The sequence below is a fragment of the Candidatus Dormiibacterota bacterium genome, from assembly GCA_035544955.1.
Lineage (GTDB): Bacteria > Chloroflexota > Dormibacteria > CF-121 > CF-121 > CF-13.
Genome location: DASZZN010000029.1, coordinates 43,354 through 58,040, shown reverse-complemented (window position 1 = coordinate 58,040; position 14,687 = coordinate 43,354). Strand labels below are relative to the sequence as shown.

Below are 14,687 nucleotides of genomic sequence, written 5' to 3'. Positions count from 1 at the left end.
GAGCCGGTGCGCCGTCCCACCAGCGTGCTCGTCATCGGGTCCGGCCCGATCGTGATCGGCCAGGCCGCGGAGTTCGACTACGCGGGAACCCAGGCCTGCAAGGCGCTTCGCGAAGAAGGCGTGCGCACCATCCTCGTGAATTCCAACCCGGCGACCATCATGACCGACGAAGGCATCGCGGACCGCGTCTACATCGAGCCGCTGACGGTCGAGGCGATCACGGCGATCATCGAACGCGAGCGGCCTGATGGGCTGCTGCCGACCCTCGGCGGCCAGACCGGGCTCAACCTGGCGGTGGCACTGGCCGACGCCGGCGTCCTCGACCGCTGCGAGGTGCGTGTGCTCGGGACGCCGCTCGCGGCGATCCGGGAGGCGGAGGATCGCGAAGCCTTCAAGGGCGTGTTGCTGCGCATCGGCGAGCCGGTGCCGGACAGCCGCACCGTGACCACGGTCGAGGCCGCCCAGGAATTCGCCGCAGCGATCGGGCTCCCGCTTGTGGTTCGACCGGCCTACACCCTGGGCGGCACGGGCGGCGGGATGGCGGAGACCCCGCTCGAGCTCGAAGCCATCGTCCGCGACGGACTGGCCGCGAGTCCGATCCGGCAGGTGCTGGTCGAGCGCTCGCTCTCCGGCTGGAAAGAGATCGAGTACGAGGTCATGCGGGACGCCAACGACACCTGCATCGCTGTCTGCAACATGGAGAACCTCGACCCCATGGGCGTGCATACCGGTGACAGCATCGTGGTGGCGCCCAGCCAGACGCTCTCCGACCGCCAGTACCAGATGCTCCGATCGGCGTCGCTGCGCATCATCCGGGCCCTGCGCATCGAAGGCGGGTGCAACGTGCAGTTCGCGCTGGACCCAGAATCCGATCAGTACTACGTCATCGAGGTGAATCCTCGGGTCAGCCGGTCGTCCGCGCTGGCGTCGAAGGCGACGGGATATCCGATCGCGCGAGTGGCCGCCAAGATCGCCGCCGGACGCGGCCTTCACGAAATCGCCAATGCGGTCACGGGGCAGACGAGTGCGGCCTTCGAGCCGGCGCTCGACTACTGCGTTGTCAAGATCCCGCGCTGGCCCTTTGATAAGTTCCCCGCCGCGGACCGGACGCTGGGTACGCAGATGAAGTCCACCGGCGAGGTGATGGCGATCGAGCGGACGTTTGAGGCCGCGCTGGGCAAGGCTTTGCGGGCGCTAGAGCAGCGTCTTCCCGATGCCACGCAACTGCGCGGCCGTCCAGACCTGCTGCATCAGCCCAACGACCGCCGGCTGATGGCCGCGATGCAGGCGCTGCGCGACGGCGCCAGCCATGATGAGGTCGGCGCGGCGACCGGCTACGCACCCTGGTTCGTCGACCGCCTGGCGTTCATCACGGCGCTCGAGGCCGAGCTGCAGCAAGGGTTGGGGCCGGACCCGGATCTACTTCTGCGCGCGAAGCGCGCCGGCTTCGATGACGAGCGAATCGCGGAACTTTGCGGCGGGCGGCTCCAGGCCAGCGCGCCGGAGCCGACCTTCCGGCAGGTCGATACCTGCGCCGCGGAGTTCGAGGCGGTGACACCCTATTACTACGCCACCTATGAGGACGAGGACGAGATCATCCGCAGCGGGAACACCGCGGTGGCGGTGATCGGCTCGGGTCCGATCCGGATCGGCCAGGGAATCGAATTCGACTACTGCAGCGTGCACGCCTCGGCCGCGCTGCAGGAGGCCGGCCTCGACAGCGTGCTCATCAATAGCAACCCCGAGACGGTCAGCACCGACTTCGATGCCTCGACCCGTCTCTACTTCGAACCGCTCGACCTGGAGGGCGTCCGCAACGTGCTGCGCCGCGACCCCGTGCTGGGCGTCATGGTCCAGTTCGGCGGGCAGACGGGTCTGAACCTCGCCGACGCCCTGGCGGCAGGCGGGACTCACATTCTCGGCTCAAGCGTCGACACCATCGACCTGGCGGAAGACCGGCGTCGCTGCGAGGCGCTGCTGCGCGACAGCGGGATCCCACAGTCACCCGGCGGCTCAGCCACCAACGCCGAGACCGCGCTGGCGATCGCCGCGAAAGTGGGCTACCCGGTCCTGGTGCGGCCATCCTATGTCCTGGGCGGGCGCGGCATGGAGATCGTCCACTCGGCGGCGGATCTTCGACGCTACGTCGAGGCAGCCATGGCCTTCGGCGTGCGCGGCCCGATCCTCGTCGACAAGTACCTGCTGGGGCGCGAGATCGACGTCGACGCCGTCTGCGACGGTGAGACCGTGTTGATACCGGGCATCCTCGAACACATCGAGCGGGCCGGCATCCATTCGGGCGATTCATTCGCGGTCTACCCGCCGATCACACTGACGCCGGCTGAGACCGACCGCGTGGTCGAGGCGACGACCATCATCGCCCGCCTGTTCAAGGCGGTGGGCCTGATCAACATCCAGTTCGTCATACAGGACGGCATCCCGCACGTGCTCGAGGTGAACCCGCGGGCCAGCCGGACGGTGCCCTTCCTCAGCAAGGTGACGGGGGTGCCGATGGTGAACCTGGCCACGCATGCGGCATTGGGCCGCTCCCTCAACGACTTCGGCTTCGCCAACGGCCTCCAGCCGAGCCGGCCGCTGTATGCCGTCAAGGCCCCTGTCTTCTCGATGGCCAAGCTGCCGGCCGTCGACGCCGTGCTCGGGCCAGAGATGAAGTCGACGGGTGAGGCGATGGGGATCGCGCAAGACCTGCCGACCGCCCAGTACAAGGCGTTCCTCTCGACGATGCAGGAACTTCCACCTGACGGCGCGGCCTTGTGCTCGATCGCCGACGCCGACAAGCAGGAGGCGCTGCCCATCTTGCGGGGACTTCATGCCCTGGGCATTCGGCTCTACGCGACAGCGGGCACCGCCGCCTTGCTGGGCGAGTCGGCGATCCCGGCAACCACGGTGCAGAAGCTGCGCGACGGCCATCCCAATGTCGTGGACGTGATCCAGTCCGGCCAGGTCCAGCTCGTCGTCAACACCGTATCGACGCCGGCGCCCGTCGCCAATAACGGTGGGGGCGTGCCCCTGCGCGATGGGTACGAGATCCGCCGGGCATCGGTCGAGCGCCGCATCCCGTGCCTGACTTCGCTGGACACCGCACGGGCGCTGGTGCAGGCATTGCGATCCTGGCGCCGAGAACATCGATCGAGCGTCGCGACGCTCGGCGAGTACGTGGGCGCTGTCGCCGAGGTCGTGCGCGCATGAGTATCGCTGTTGAGCGGATATCACCCTCCCCCTCCGGGGGAGGGCAAGGTGGGGGCGCGATCGTGGTCGAGCGCTCCGTCCCCATGGCCGGGGCGGTGGAGCTGGTCCTCTACCATCCGCCGTCAGCGGTCGCCGTCAACCCCGGGCAGTTCTTCCAACTTGCGGTCAGCGCGCCGCATACGATCCTGCGCCGGCCCTACAGCGCCGCCTGGTCCGATCCGGCGAGTGGCCGGATCGGGTTCATCTTCAATGTCGTGGGCGCCGGGAGCGCTTGGCTGTCGGTCCGCCATGAGGGCCACGAGATCGACCTGCTCGGCCCACTCGGGCGCGGCTTCGCGCTCGACGGTGACGGCCCCGCGGTCTGCATCGCCGGCGGCCTCGGCGTCGCCGTGTTCCCGGGAGTCGTTCAGGCACTCGTGGCCCGTGGACGCAAGGTCACGATGCTTCAGGGCGCGCGCACGGCCGCGCAGCTCCTGCCCGCGAGTCGATTCGTTGGGGCCGACATGCGGGTCGCCACCGACGACGGCAGCGCAGGCCATCGCGGGCGGGTGGTGGATCTGCTCTCCAATCTCCCTCCCCCCTTGTGGGGGAGGGCCGGGGTGGGGGGTATCGACATAGTCGCCTGTGGACCGACGCCGATGCTCCAGGCCTTGATCAGCGCAGCACCCCATCACGGGATTCCTCTCTCATCCATCCAGGTGGCGCTCGAAACGCCGATGGGTTGCGGCGTCGGCACCTGCCTGGGTTGCGCGGCGCCGCGGAGTCGCGCCGGTTACCTCCTAACCTGTCAGGACGGGCCGTGCGTGCGCGCCGATCGCATCGATTGGGATCGGATGACGGATGAGTTCCATGGCTAAGCCCCTGGATCTGCGCGTCGACCTCGGCGGGGGCCTGCGCCTGCGGAGCCCGGTGCTGGTCGCGTCGGGGACCTTCGGTTACGGCTTCGATGCGCCGCAGGTCGACCGTGCCGTCTTGGGCGCCATCGTTACTAAGGGCACGACGCTGCGACCACGAGACGGCAACGCCCCGAACCGCATCGCGGAGACGCCATCCGGAATGCTGAATGCCATCGGATTGCAAAATCCCGGCGTCGATCACGTGGCGCGAGTCTATGCACCGGTTTGGGCATCGTGGGACCTGCCCGTGATCGTCAACGTCGCCGGCGACTCGGTGGACGAGTACGTCGCGGTCGCGCGCCGCCTTGAGGGCGTGCTCGGCATTGCCGGGCTCGAGTTGAACATCTCCTGTCCGAACGTCGCCAACGGCCTGCAGTTCGGCGTCGATCCCGACCTGGCGGCCGAGCTGACCTCGGCCGTCCGGGCCGTGACGCGGCTTCCGTTGATGGTCAAGCTGACCCCCAACGTCACCGACCTCGTCGGGGTTGCTCGCGCGGTCGAAGACGCAGGGGCGGACGCGGTGTCCGCCACAAATACCTACGTTGGGATGGCGATCGACGTTCGCCGGCGCCGGCCCGTGCTGTCGCGGGGCAGCGGCGGCTTGAGCGGACCGGCGATCAAGCCGCTGGCGTTGCACGCGGTCTGGCAGGTGGCCGCGGCCGTGCGCATTCCGGTGATTGGCATCGGTGGGATCACGTCGGCCCTCGATGCGTTGGAATTCCTGCTGGCCGGCGCGGCGGCCGTGCAATTGGGAACTGTCAACTACGTCCGGCCTCAGGCAGCCCGCGAAGTCCACGATGGGATCGCTGAATATCTAGAAGAGCGTGGGTTCGGGGACATGCGCGCGTTGCCGATCCGGTCCGCGAGCGTGCTGACCCATGCCTGACCGCAACATGAGTCAGTTCGATGCCCATCGGGCATTCGACGCGGCAGGTGCCTTCCTACGGGGACACTTCGTCTACACCAGCGGACGGCACGGCACTGATTACCTGGAGAAGTTCCGAATCCTGGAAGATCCGAAGGCGACCACCGAGCTCGCCGGCATGATCGCGCAGCAATTCATGCCACTGCGACCCGAGTTGGTGGCCGGCCCCACAACTGGCGGCATCATCCTCGCGTATGAGGTTGCCCGGCAGCTTGGTGTCAACGCCGTTTATGTCGAGCGCGGCGGATCGGCAGGCCGGGTCCTACGTCGCGGCTTCGAGATCTCGCCCGGCAGCAGGGTCCTCGTGGTCGACGATGTCGTCACGACCGGTGGATCGCTCGCTGAGACGCACGCCTGCATTACCGACGCCGGCGGCGTCGTCATCGGCGTTGGAGTCCTTGCCGACCGAACGGCTGGTCGGGCCGCGACCGATGTTCCCTTCTTTGCCTGCCTGACGGTCGATTTCCCTTCTTACGCGCCGGACGCGTGCCCGCAATGCGCTGCCGGCGTGCCGGTGGCGTCGCCGCGCGGCAGCGGCAAGAAGGTTCCGGCCTAGTCCCTTACTGCAGCCAGGAGGGCGCGGCCGCCGGTGTGCGGTGCAGCTGCTCGCGCATCTCCCGCCGTTGGTTGCGACGTCCGACAACCGGCTCCGCGGCCCGCATCGGTGTCGTCACCGGCCGGGCTGACGGCTGGGCTGCCTCGTCGACGGCGGCGCCGCGCGCGGCTCGGAGAACATGCCGGAGGCGCACTGTCCATGCCACCTTGCCGAAGTCCCATTGGCTCAGGCTGGGCTCGCTATCGGGCTGATGCGCGATCCGCGCCGTCAGGCTCTGCTCGTGATCGACGTCGGCCAGTTGGAGCGCGGCCCCGGCTGCGCTTATCGGCGCGATGAGGGCGACCGCCGAAGCTCCCGTATCGCGGAGGATGCGCATGATCGCCTGCGTGGGCACGAGGTTATCCAACACCGCCTCAGGGTCGAGTAACAGCTGGACGGCGGCATCTGGGGACGACCGCGCCAGCTCCAGGTGGTCGAGGTCCCACGTCGATTCCTGGCCAGTGGGACCAATCACGAAGACGGTGGTCGCCAGTAGGTCTGAGGGCTGGAGTGTCTTTATGCGCTCGCGAGCGATGCGGTCAGCGAGCGCTTGGAGTCGATCGAGCTGGGAGCGCTGCGTAAGGCAGCCAGTATCGTCAATGTGTTGCATGTTGTGCCTGCCCTTCTGAACCTAGGACGCTGCGGTCACGCAGCGTTGAGAGAAATACTACCAGCGTCTGGCCGCTCTGCAAACAACTTTCTTTGCGCCTGTGGAAATGTTGTCGGCGGTGCGATCCAAGGTCCGTGAAACGCTGCATGCGCCCAATTGGTTATGCACAACCTGCTGATGGGCTCCTTTCGTACCAATTCGTGAGGTGCGCGCGTTGTGCGGGCGACGATGAAAATCACGAAGGTCGCGGCCATTACCGGCGGGATTACGTTGGGCGCGCTGGCCGGCGCCGCCTTTCAGTTCAGCGCGGTGAGCGCCGCTCTGCCTGCTGGCGGCCATTCATCGGTTGCCGTGTCAGTCACGGTCGCAAGCCCGACTGCCAGCCCCTCCCCGCGTCCGTTGTGCCCGCCAATGACGCTCGCCATCGCCTTTACGAGCAATGTGACCGACACGTCGGGCCTCCCCATGCGTCTTCCGTGGGGCCACCCAGGCGATCCCGAGGGACGCATGATCGAGGATTACGGCGCCTACAACGGCGGGTCGATCCGTGAGCAGCTTCCCGTGCATGACGTGACCACCGGAACATTGCAGGAGCTGTTCGGCCACAACGCGATCGACATCGTGCTCGACAGCGGAACCCCGCTGTACGCGGTGACGTCGGGCAATGTCTACCGCATGACCAACTGGACTATCCCCGGCGGACCGCAGGGCTATGCCGTTGTGGTCGTGTCGGATGTCCTCAAGGATGATCAGGGCGACGCCATTGCGTTCCTCTATGGACACGTCCGTGAGTTCGATGTCCCGAACGGGGAGCATGTGGCAGCGGGCGCTCTGATCGCGAAGAGCGGTGGCGACCCGGATGATCCAGGCGCCGGTTTCAGCGACATGGCCAACGTGCATTTCGAAGTGATCGAGTCACCGCATCCACTGCACGCCCATGCCGGGACGGTTAACCCGCACCAGTTCCTCGAGAACCTCTACGGATACGCCGCGAACGCCCCCTCGCCCTGCTTCTAAAGACCAGGCTCGGGGGCCCGCGGTGTCTGCTGGGGTGATCTGGCTAGCGCCCGGGCTCGGCTACCCGCGTACCATCCGGCAAGGAACTTGGGCAGCGCGACCGCGAAGTAGATTGATCCGGCCACGGCCCCGGTGGCGGGCGGAGGGACGACCTGCGCCAGTGCGGCTGAGAGCAGTCCGATCATCATGGTCGCCGTGTTGTCGGCGATCGAAAGGCGCGTTACCAGGCGCTCCCAGTCGGTGAGCCCTAATTCGTCTCGCTTCCGGTAGGCGTGAACGTAGAGCAGCGCGAGGACAAGGTTGACGCCGGCGAAACCGAGGCCATAGATTAGGAAAAGGGCTGGGGCATCCCGCTCCTGGAAGGCGACTCCCCCGACCTGAAAAACGACCCCGAAGAGGAATTTCAGCGGGTAGACGTAAAACAACACCACAAACAGCAGGACCAGCGTGAGGGTGACGGTCACAACGTCGTTGAGCCCATAGCGCCGGAAAAAGACGTATTGCGCATACCAGATGGTCGCGACCAGCCCGAAGGTTACCGCGAAGACGGGAAGCCCGCTCAGCTGCTGCAGCAGCTCCTGGAACCTGGTCGGAACGGTTAGCGAAACGACCAGAAGGGTGATGGCGAAACCGAAGGCGGTGTCGCTGAACCCCTCCAACCGTGAGACCGAGTCGCCTCGATTGCGAAAGCGGGGCACGTCGGCGCTGGCCACGGCGAGAAGTCTAGGCTGGAGCGAATTCACGCTCCAGAACCCCGTGCATTTCCACCAGCGCCCCCTTTCTGGCTGGTCAAACCTCAGGAGTCACGGATACCCGGCCAGCAAGAACAGCCCCAACCACGGCCACGATGGCAGCCCCGGCAAAAGCGATACTCGGAGCAGCAACCGTCCAAACCAGCGCCACCCAAACGGATGCCACGAAATCGCCTGCTCCGTTGACGGCCGCCAGGACCCCAAATCCTGCGCCACGGTCAGCGGCCGCGAGCTGGTGCGCCGCCAGCGTACTTTCGGCAACCTCAACCGATCCGGCAGCCGCGCCGCCGGCCACAAAGGCGGGGATGAGCAACCAGACTGCGGTTGATGCGAGCGCGAGTGAAGCAGCGGATATGGCGAACAAGAGAAAGCCAGTAATTAGCAAGGTCACGCGCCTGCCGGTGCGATCAGCGAAGGCCCCGGCTGGATAAGAGGCGGCGGTGGCGGTCAGGTTGTAGATGAAATACAGAAAGATGGCGAGCGTGACCGCGGTTGCGGGACCGTTCAGGGGAGCCAATAGCTGGATTGCTCGAAGGGTAAAAAGACTCCCAGCAAACTGGGCGCTGCCGAACACGGCGGTGGCGACGAGCAGGCGATTGAATGCCGTCGGATAGCCAGTGAGCCGAACACCGAAGTTCCCGCGCTCAGCAATGACTGGTCGCACCAGTAGATAGCACGCGGCTGCCAAGAATCCGGGTAGAGCAGCAAAGACGAAGGTCGGTCGGTAGGAAAACGCGCCGAGTAGAACAACCGCCACCAAGGGAGCGATCACAGCTCCGGCATTGTCTGCTGCCCTCTCAAAGCCAAAGGCTCTCCCGAATTGTTGCTTCGAGACGGAGAGTGTGAGCAGCAAGTTGCGCACTGGCCCGCGCCATCCCCGCCCCGCCCAGCCAATCGGACGGATCAGCACCAGCCACGGCCATGAGGGAATGAGGCCGAGCAGGGCCGTTGCTAACCCCGTAGTCGCATAACCCCCGGCGGCCCAGGCGCGCAATGCGATACCGTCAGCAGCCAGCTTGCCTCCATAGAGCTTGGCTCCGGCAGCCACAAGGTCCGAGAACCCTTCGACCAAACCCAGCGCGATAGGTGGAGCGGCAAGAGCGATGGTAAGGAAGCCCGGAAGCAGGGCAGTTGCTGTCTCGTGTCCGAGATCGGAGAGGAGGGATGCAAGGGCGATTGCAATCACCGATTTGCCGAGCAAGCCTTTGCCCCTTTGCACCGGGACAGGATAGCGGCAGTCGATCGTATTTTGGATTAGGGGCGGAGAGGATCGAACTCTCGACGCCCTGCTTAAAAGCTAGGCGGGCTTATGCGCTGTAGCTCCGAGTTTGGGAGGCCAAGCGAAACGGGCACAGTTATGGTGTGTCACCGCTGACTGCCGCCCCACCCTAGCTAGCTTTCGACGTTTCCGGTCTCCGTGCCGATGAACTGGTTCGAGATCTGGTCTACCACAATTAGGAACGACCCGCGACCGCGGATGCCCGCGTAGGCGCCGGTGCCCGAGCGGATTACGAAACTGCCCTCGCCCACCTGGTGCGGGCTCGTGATCGGAAACGCGACGCCCTTGAAGTGCGTGAAGATCGTGCCCTGCTGGGGTTGCCCGCACCCGGCGATATCAAGAGGGGCGAGATGAAGAGCGGCCGGTGTGGCCGGCCGCTCTTGGGTGCCTAGTGCTCGAGGGCTATTCGGAGACTTCTCCCAGCTAAGCCTGACACTGTCCCTCATATTTCTGAGCGGTGTTGCCGGCTGATACAGGTGGTGGATTGTTATCCAGACAGATCAAGGCATGATCGATTTGATTGTTGAGCACGGTGTGAGCGCCACTGGGGACGCCGCCAGATCCATGATTGTCAAGTAACTCGAGGTTGTGCCCCACGTTGTTGTTGCTGGTTTCGACGGCGGCCGTGCTGTCACGAACGATGAGGTTGTGTCCGATGTCGTTGCCACCGTTCGGACCGCAGCCGCCGCCGATGCCGCCGTCATCGACGCCGCCGACCTGGGCATCAAAATTGATGGCCTGTTCCACCGTGACGTCGTGGCCGACGGTTGTCGAGCAAATCGTCACGCCGCCACCCGGTCCTTTGAAGGAGATGTCATGGCCGACGCTGGTTCCGAAACGTGTTTCGATGTAGGCCGTGGGCGCGATGGATTCGATGTCGTGGCCCACCTGCGTGCCATAAGCGAAGAGATAGGCATTGCTGTCCAGGTAGATGTTGTGGTCGACAACCTGAACTGAGGTCAGGAAGCAGGTCCCGTTAACGGGCACGATGACGTCCTTGTACTCACCAGGGAGAAGGGTGCCATTACAAGGCGTGGCCTCCGAATCCTTGTCCTTCGCCGCGGCCGCAACATAGGTCGTTACTCCAGAAAGACCGATCAATAGCAGCGACATCAGGGCGCCGATCAGCTTTCTCATTGCGTTGGTCCCCTATCCATGAAACCGCCGTCCTAGCAAAGTCCCTTGGGGATTGGAACGAAACACCTCGTTCGCGGGTACGCTTAAACAGAAGTGTTGGTCACGCCGTGGGGCCTCCTTGCCTCGGCTGCAATCGTAGCGACCCAAGTCCCCGCGTCAGAGTCTACAACCCGGTCGCGCCAATAGCAATTCAATCCCACCTATCACAAATCGCAGGAGCCTGAGGCTTGTACGGGCGGTTTAGATCCCGTTGTGGCCCCAGTGGGCAGCCGCCGTCGCTGGTTCAGAAGACCTGATGGTCTGGAATAGGGGCGGAGAGGATCGAACCCTCGACACCCTGCTTAAAAGGTAGCAGGGCTTGAGCGCTGTAGCTCCGAGGTTGGCGGACCAAGCGAAATACCCGCAGTTATGGTGTGCAAAGCCGAGCCCTTTGCCTTGCACGATTCAGACTCCGACCCTAAACCGAAATCTCGGCGGTAGGTAGGCGCCAGCCCTTCGCGGGTCGGCGTGTGCCCAGTAGGATCAGGTGGCCGCCGATGTTGGGGGCTCCCAGCAGGTGGCGCCAGAACGAAACCGCCTTGGGTTCTCGCTCGAGCGCGAAGACCTCAAGTATCGGCAGCTGCGCGCGCTGCGCTGATGCTACAGGCGCGCGCACAAGTTTCCCTCCGTAGCCCTGGTCTTGATATCGCGGGTGGACCGCGAGCTCTTCGATAATGGCGGTTTCGTCGTCGCGGCGCAGCACATCAACGATGGCAACGAGCTCGGGACCGAGGAACCCGCCTAGTTGGACGAGCTGAATGTAGCGGTTTCTGGGGAGCCAGGACGCTTCGTGCTGTTCCGGGTCGGCCATGCCCTCCACCTCTTGCGCGGTGTAGAGCCCTTCATCGACGAGCGCGGCATAGACCGTTATGGCGAGCTTGGCCCATTCGTTGGTGAAGGGAGGGATGGGTCGGATCTCGAACGGCAGGTACTCAGCCATGGGCGACACACGCTAAGCGACCCGCACATTTTCTGCATGGTGGCCCGGCGCTCGACGTCAGGGCTGGTCGGTGGGCATGATCCAGAGCTCGCTGATGGCTGTGTGACGAGGGCGAGTGACCATGTAGGCGACGCCGTCGGCGATGTCGTCCGGGGCGAGGACCTCGGTCCGCTCATAGAACGGGTCGATCATCTGCTCGCGGATCTGGGGGTCGTTGTGCGAGCCCAGTTCGGTCGCCACGCCACCTGGCTCGAGGACACCGACGCGCACGTGCCGCTGGGTGACTTCCTGACGCAGAGCCTCGGTGAAGCCGTTCACGCCGAACTTTGTCAGGTTGTACACCGCGTAGCCTTTCCAGGCGACGCGCCCGGCGATCGAGCTGATGTTGACGATGTCGGCGACACGGCGCGGGCCCTCCGCGGCGGCCTGCAGTAGGTGTGGTAGGGCGGCATGGGTGGTGTAGAGCATGCCCTGGACATTGATGGCGATCATGCGCTCCCACTTCTCGGGGTCCGCACCCACGACCGCCCCCAAGAGCATGACGCCAGCGTTGTTGACAAGGGTGTCCAGCCGGCCGAACCGTTCAACGGCCTGGCGTACGGCCGCCTCTGCCTGGGTACGGTCGGTGATGTCCGCTTCCACGACCAGCGCGGTGCCTCCCGCCCTGTCGATCTCGGCAGCGACGTCTTCGAGATGGTCCCGGCGGCGGGCGACGAGCGCGACGCAAGCACCGAGCTCTGCGAGCTGGCGGGCGGTCGCGGCACCGATACCGCTGCTCGCGCCGGTGACGAGAGCGGCCGTGCCGGTCAGTTTCTTTGATGTCATCAGGGTCTCCCCCGGACGGGACTCACGACATCGTCGAGGGCCAAGGACGAGGACAGCTCACGGTTGGCGTCGGCCTGGGCGAGCAGGTCCCGGGCCTTCCGCTCGACGGATTCGACGGCGTCGGCGCCGGCGACGAAGCGCAGCGGCACCTCGTCCTGGTTCGCGAGGCGGACAATTGCTGCGGCGAGCTTGGCTGGATCCCCGCCCTGCTGACCGTTCATGCTGTTCCACGCGGCGATCGTCTGCCGGGTGCGCTCGGCGTAATCTTCGATCGACGGCTCGGCGTAGACAGTCGACTCCGGTGTCAGCAGGTCAGTGCGGAAGAAGCCGGGCTCGACGAGCATCGTGCGGATGCCGAACGGTGCGACTTCGGGGGTCAGAGACTCGATCCAGCCCTCGATCCCGAACTTGCTGGAGGAGTATGCCGAGCAGAACTCCTGCCCGACGATTCCGCCGGTCGACGAGATCGCCACCACGAGGCCGGACCGTTGCCGCCGCATTACGGGCAGGACCGCCCGGGTGACGTTCATCGGGCCGAATAGGTTGGTCTCGAGCTGCCAGCGGAACTGCTCCGAGCCGATCTCCTCGAAGAAGCCGGCGATGAAGTTCCCGGCGTTGTTCACGAGCACATCGATGCGGCCGAACCGCTCCACGGCAGCCTGCGCGGCGGCCTGAGCGTCCGCGGGGTCTGTGATGTCGAGCTTGACGACGAGCAGGTCGTCGGCCTCGCCCAGCACGCTCCTTATCCTGTCGGAGTTGCGTCCGGTGGCCACTACCGCGTTGCCGGCGGCCAAGGCAGCGTTGGTGATGTCCACACCCATGCCGCGGCCGGCACCGGTGATGAACCAAACTTTCTTGTCCGTCATGTATCTCACATCCTTCTTAGGTGGTGGCTAGTCGTCCCTCAGACTGGGGCGCTCTTCATGTAAGCAAGCTGCGGCGCGGTGAGGGAGTCACCGTTCTGAGGGGTAACAGCAGGGCCTCTCTGCGCAGACCGGCGAAGTTCTATCGTTCAGGGCATGGACAACCGGACCGAGATCCGCGAGTTCCTGGCCTCGCGGCGGGCCAGGATCACGCCGGAACAGGCAGGGTTGCCCTCCTACGCGGGTACCCGGCGGGTGCCGGGGTTGCGCCGTGGGGAGGTCGCGGAGATGGCCGCGGTCAGCATCGAGTACTACACCCGCCTCGAGCGGGGCAACCTTGCGGGGGCGTCGGAGGCTGTGCTTGAGGGCCTGTCGCGGGCGCTGCAGCTTGACGAGGCGGAACGGGCACATCTCTTTGACCTCGCCCGCGCCTCTGGGATGGGCAGCCGGTGGCGCCGTCGCCCGGCCCCGAAACAGCGCATCCGCCCGGGCGTGCAGCTGGCGCTCGACGCGATCACGGGCGCCCCGGCATTCGTCGGCAACGAGCGCCTCGACATCCTCGCTGCGAATCTGCTGGGCTATGCGCTGTATTCGGAAATGTTCGCCAACCCGGCGCGTCCGGCGAACCACGCCCGGTTCATCTTCTTCGACGACCGTGCCCGCGCCTTCTATCGCGACTGGGACCGAGCGGCCGACGACACCGTGGCGATCCTGCACACAGGAGCTGGCCGCGACCCGAACGACCGCGCAATGAGCGACCTCGTCGGTGAGCTGTCCACCCGCAGCGAGGAGTTCCGCACGCGCTGGGCGACGCACAACGTCCGCCAGCACTTTACGGGCGTTAAACACTTTCACCACCCGGTCGTCGGAGAGCTCCACCTACTGTTTGAGTCCATGCAACTGCCAGCCGACACCGGGTTGTCGCTGTACGTCTACAGCCCCGAGCCCGGCACCCCTTCCGTCGACGCGATCCGCCTTCTCGCAACTTGGGCCCCGGCGAACAAGGAGCTCACCTCAAGTAGGTCGGCCTGACCGTCGTATCAGGCTGACACGCGCTGCGGCTGGGTAGCCAGCACGGGAGCCGTCACCTTGCCGCTGCCATGCACCGTTTCCTTGCAGCTGTTGCTAAAAACGGGCGCAATCATAGTGTCGGCCAGCGCTGTAGCCAGCCAGGAAATCAGTTCGGGTGTCCGGTTTGTATTTGGATTAGGGGCGGAGAGGATCGAACTCTCGACACCCTGCTTAAAAGGCAGGTGCTCTACCACTGAGCTACACCCCCGCCGTCGATTATAGGTAGGGGTCGACGCCCAGCCTGGCCGTTTGCTAGAGCCTGTTGAAGAGGTTGAAGACCGGGGAGTACGCCTGCGTCAGCGCCAGCCAGGTAACCCAGGCGATGGCGAGCAGGACCCCGATAATCAGCAGTGCTTCCACCATGTCAAGCCAGTGGTGGAGATGCCGAACCATGTAAACCAGACCTCCTGCAATGAGCGTAGGTGGTCCCCGTTGGCGCGTCAATAGCCCGAAGTGCCCACCGGCGATAGCCCCACCCTGCGCTCCCCCGCAAACGGCGGAGGGTGTAACGGCTGTTAGACTCGACCA

The 14,687-nt window shown here is 65.3% G+C and carries 15 protein-coding genes and 1 tRNA gene; 6 read left to right on the top strand and 10 right to left on the bottom strand.

The window, feature by feature from the left end; translation table 11 throughout:
- Nucleotides 1-6: 6 nt before the first annotated feature.
- From carB to pyrE, 4 genes are read left to right on the top strand one after another with little or no spacing between them, the layout of a single operon-like run.
- Nucleotides 7-3,210, top strand: a complete 3,204-nt coding sequence (gene carB, locus VHK65_09805) for a carbamoyl-phosphate synthase large subunit (protein HVS06443.1) — start codon at nt 7-9, stop codon at nt 3,208-3,210.
- Nucleotides 3,207-4,067, top strand: a complete 861-nt coding sequence (locus tag VHK65_09800) for a hypothetical protein (protein ID HVS06442.1) — start codon at nt 3,207-3,209, stop codon at nt 4,065-4,067. The genes carB and VHK65_09800 overlap by 4 nt, the downstream gene beginning before the upstream one ends.
- Entirely contained in the window at nt 4,060-4,992 is a 933-nt protein-coding gene (locus VHK65_09795; GenBank protein HVS06441.1) for a dihydroorotate dehydrogenase, read from the top strand. Before VHK65_09800 ends, VHK65_09795 begins: the two co-directional genes overlap by 8 nt.
- A complete protein-coding gene (gene pyrE / locus VHK65_09790; protein HVS06440.1) occupies nt 4,985-5,587 on the top strand; it encodes an orotate phosphoribosyltransferase in 603 nt (200 codons plus the stop codon). The genes VHK65_09795 and pyrE overlap by 8 nt, the downstream gene beginning before the upstream one ends.
- Nucleotides 5,588-5,591: 4 nt before the next feature.
- On the opposite strand, the gene VHK65_09785 is transcribed toward pyrE, so the two are convergent.
- The gene (locus tag VHK65_09785) at nt 5,592-6,236 is read right to left on the bottom strand and encodes a hypothetical protein (protein ID HVS06439.1); all 645 of its coding nucleotides are present in this window, start codon (nt 6,234-6,236) and stop codon (nt 5,592-5,594) included.
- 228 nt (nt 6,237-6,464) lie between these two features.
- On the opposite strand from VHK65_09785, the gene VHK65_09780 reads away from it, so the two are divergent.
- Entirely contained in the window at nt 6,465-7,253 is a 789-nt protein-coding gene (locus tag VHK65_09780; protein ID HVS06438.1) for a M23 family metallopeptidase, read from the top strand.
- Here the strand turns inward: VHK65_09780 and VHK65_09775 are convergent.
- The 7 genes from VHK65_09775 to VHK65_09745 all read right to left on the bottom strand — a co-directional run bounded on the left by VHK65_09775 (nt 7,250) and on the right by VHK65_09745 (nt 13,091).
- Entirely contained in the window at nt 7,250-7,966 is a 717-nt protein-coding gene (locus tag VHK65_09775) for a TMEM175 family protein (protein ID HVS06437.1), read from the bottom strand. The genes VHK65_09780 and VHK65_09775 overlap by 4 nt on opposite strands.
- Before the next feature lie 76 nt (nt 7,967-8,042).
- Entirely contained in the window at nt 8,043-9,206 is a 1,164-nt protein-coding gene (locus VHK65_09770) for an MFS transporter (protein ID HVS06436.1), read from the bottom strand.
- A gap of 191 nt (nt 9,207-9,397) precedes the next feature.
- Complete coding sequence (locus VHK65_09765) at nt 9,398-9,730, bottom strand: hypothetical protein (protein HVS06435.1); 333 nt, start codon at nt 9,728-9,730, stop codon at nt 9,398-9,400.
- Nucleotides 9,708-10,421, bottom strand: a complete 714-nt coding sequence (locus VHK65_09760; GenBank protein HVS06434.1) for a hypothetical protein — start codon at nt 10,419-10,421, stop codon at nt 9,708-9,710. The genes VHK65_09765 and VHK65_09760 overlap by 23 nt, the downstream gene beginning before the upstream one ends.
- Before the next feature lie 457 nt (nt 10,422-10,878).
- The gene (locus VHK65_09755; GenBank protein HVS06433.1) at nt 10,879-11,400 is read right to left on the bottom strand and encodes a GNAT family N-acetyltransferase; all 522 of its coding nucleotides are present in this window, start codon (nt 11,398-11,400) and stop codon (nt 10,879-10,881) included.
- 57 nt (nt 11,401-11,457) lie between these two features.
- Nucleotides 11,458-12,225 (bottom strand): SDR family NAD(P)-dependent oxidoreductase, encoded by a 768-nt coding sequence (locus tag VHK65_09750; protein ID HVS06432.1) that lies wholly within the window; start codon nt 12,223-12,225, stop codon nt 11,458-11,460.
- Nucleotides 12,225-13,091 (bottom strand): SDR family oxidoreductase, encoded by an 867-nt coding sequence (locus tag VHK65_09745; GenBank protein HVS06431.1) that lies wholly within the window; start codon nt 13,089-13,091, stop codon nt 12,225-12,227. Before VHK65_09745 ends, VHK65_09750 begins: the two co-directional genes overlap by 1 nt.
- A gap of 153 nt (nt 13,092-13,244) precedes the next feature.
- On the opposite strand from VHK65_09745, the gene VHK65_09740 reads away from it, so the two are divergent.
- Nucleotides 13,245-14,120, top strand: a complete 876-nt coding sequence (locus VHK65_09740; protein HVS06430.1) for a helix-turn-helix transcriptional regulator — start codon at nt 13,245-13,247, stop codon at nt 14,118-14,120.
- A gap of 175 nt (nt 14,121-14,295) precedes the next feature.
- Here the strand turns inward: VHK65_09740 and VHK65_09735 are convergent.
- Together VHK65_09735 and VHK65_09730 are read right to left on the bottom strand one after the other, a co-directional pair.
- Nucleotides 14,296-14,367: transfer RNA gene (locus VHK65_09735), tRNA-Lys, on the bottom strand.
- Between the two features lie 44 nt (nt 14,368-14,411).
- Complete coding sequence (locus tag VHK65_09730; GenBank protein HVS06429.1) at nt 14,412-14,552, bottom strand: hypothetical protein; 141 nt, start codon at nt 14,550-14,552, stop codon at nt 14,412-14,414.
- Between the last annotated feature and the right edge of the window lie 135 nt (nt 14,553-14,687).

What these genes read in the sequence shown, in the direction of transcription:
- VHK65_09800 (HVS06442.1), top strand. Translation starts at nt 3,207, where the DNA reads ATGAGTATCGCTGTTGAGCGGATATCACCCTCCCCCTCCGGGGGAGGG.
- VHK65_09795 (HVS06441.1), top strand. Translation starts at nt 4,060, where the DNA reads ATGGCTAAGCCCCTGGATCTGCGCGTCGACCTCGGCGGGGGCCTGCGC.
- pyrE (HVS06440.1), top strand. Translation starts at nt 4,985, where the DNA reads ATGCCTGACCGCAACATGAGTCAGTTCGATGCCCATCGGGCATTCGAC.
- VHK65_09785 (HVS06439.1), bottom strand. Translation starts at nt 6,236, where the DNA reads ATGCAACACATTGACGATACTGGCTGCCTTACGCAGCGCTCCCAGCTC.
- VHK65_09780 (HVS06438.1), top strand. Translation starts at nt 6,465, where the DNA reads ATGAAAATCACGAAGGTCGCGGCCATTACCGGCGGGATTACGTTGGGC.
- VHK65_09765 (HVS06435.1), bottom strand. Translation starts at nt 9,730, where the DNA reads ATGAGGGACAGTGTCAGGCTTAGCTGGGAGAAGTCTCCGAATAGCCCT.
- VHK65_09760 (HVS06434.1), bottom strand. Translation starts at nt 10,421, where the DNA reads ATGAGAAAGCTGATCGGCGCCCTGATGTCGCTGCTATTGATCGGTCTT.
- VHK65_09755 (HVS06433.1), bottom strand. Translation starts at nt 11,400, where the DNA reads ATGGCTGAGTACCTGCCGTTCGAGATCCGACCCATCCCTCCCTTCACC.
- VHK65_09750 (HVS06432.1), bottom strand. Translation starts at nt 12,225, where the DNA reads ATGACATCAAAGAAACTGACCGGCACGGCCGCTCTCGTCACCGGCGCG.
- VHK65_09745 (HVS06431.1), bottom strand. Translation starts at nt 13,091, where the DNA reads ATGACGGACAAGAAAGTTTGGTTCATCACCGGTGCCGGCCGCGGCATG.
- VHK65_09740 (HVS06430.1), top strand. Translation starts at nt 13,245, where the DNA reads ATGGACAACCGGACCGAGATCCGCGAGTTCCTGGCCTCGCGGCGGGCC.
- VHK65_09730 (HVS06429.1), bottom strand. Translation starts at nt 14,552, where the DNA reads ATGGTTCGGCATCTCCACCACTGGCTTGACATGGTGGAAGCACTGCTG.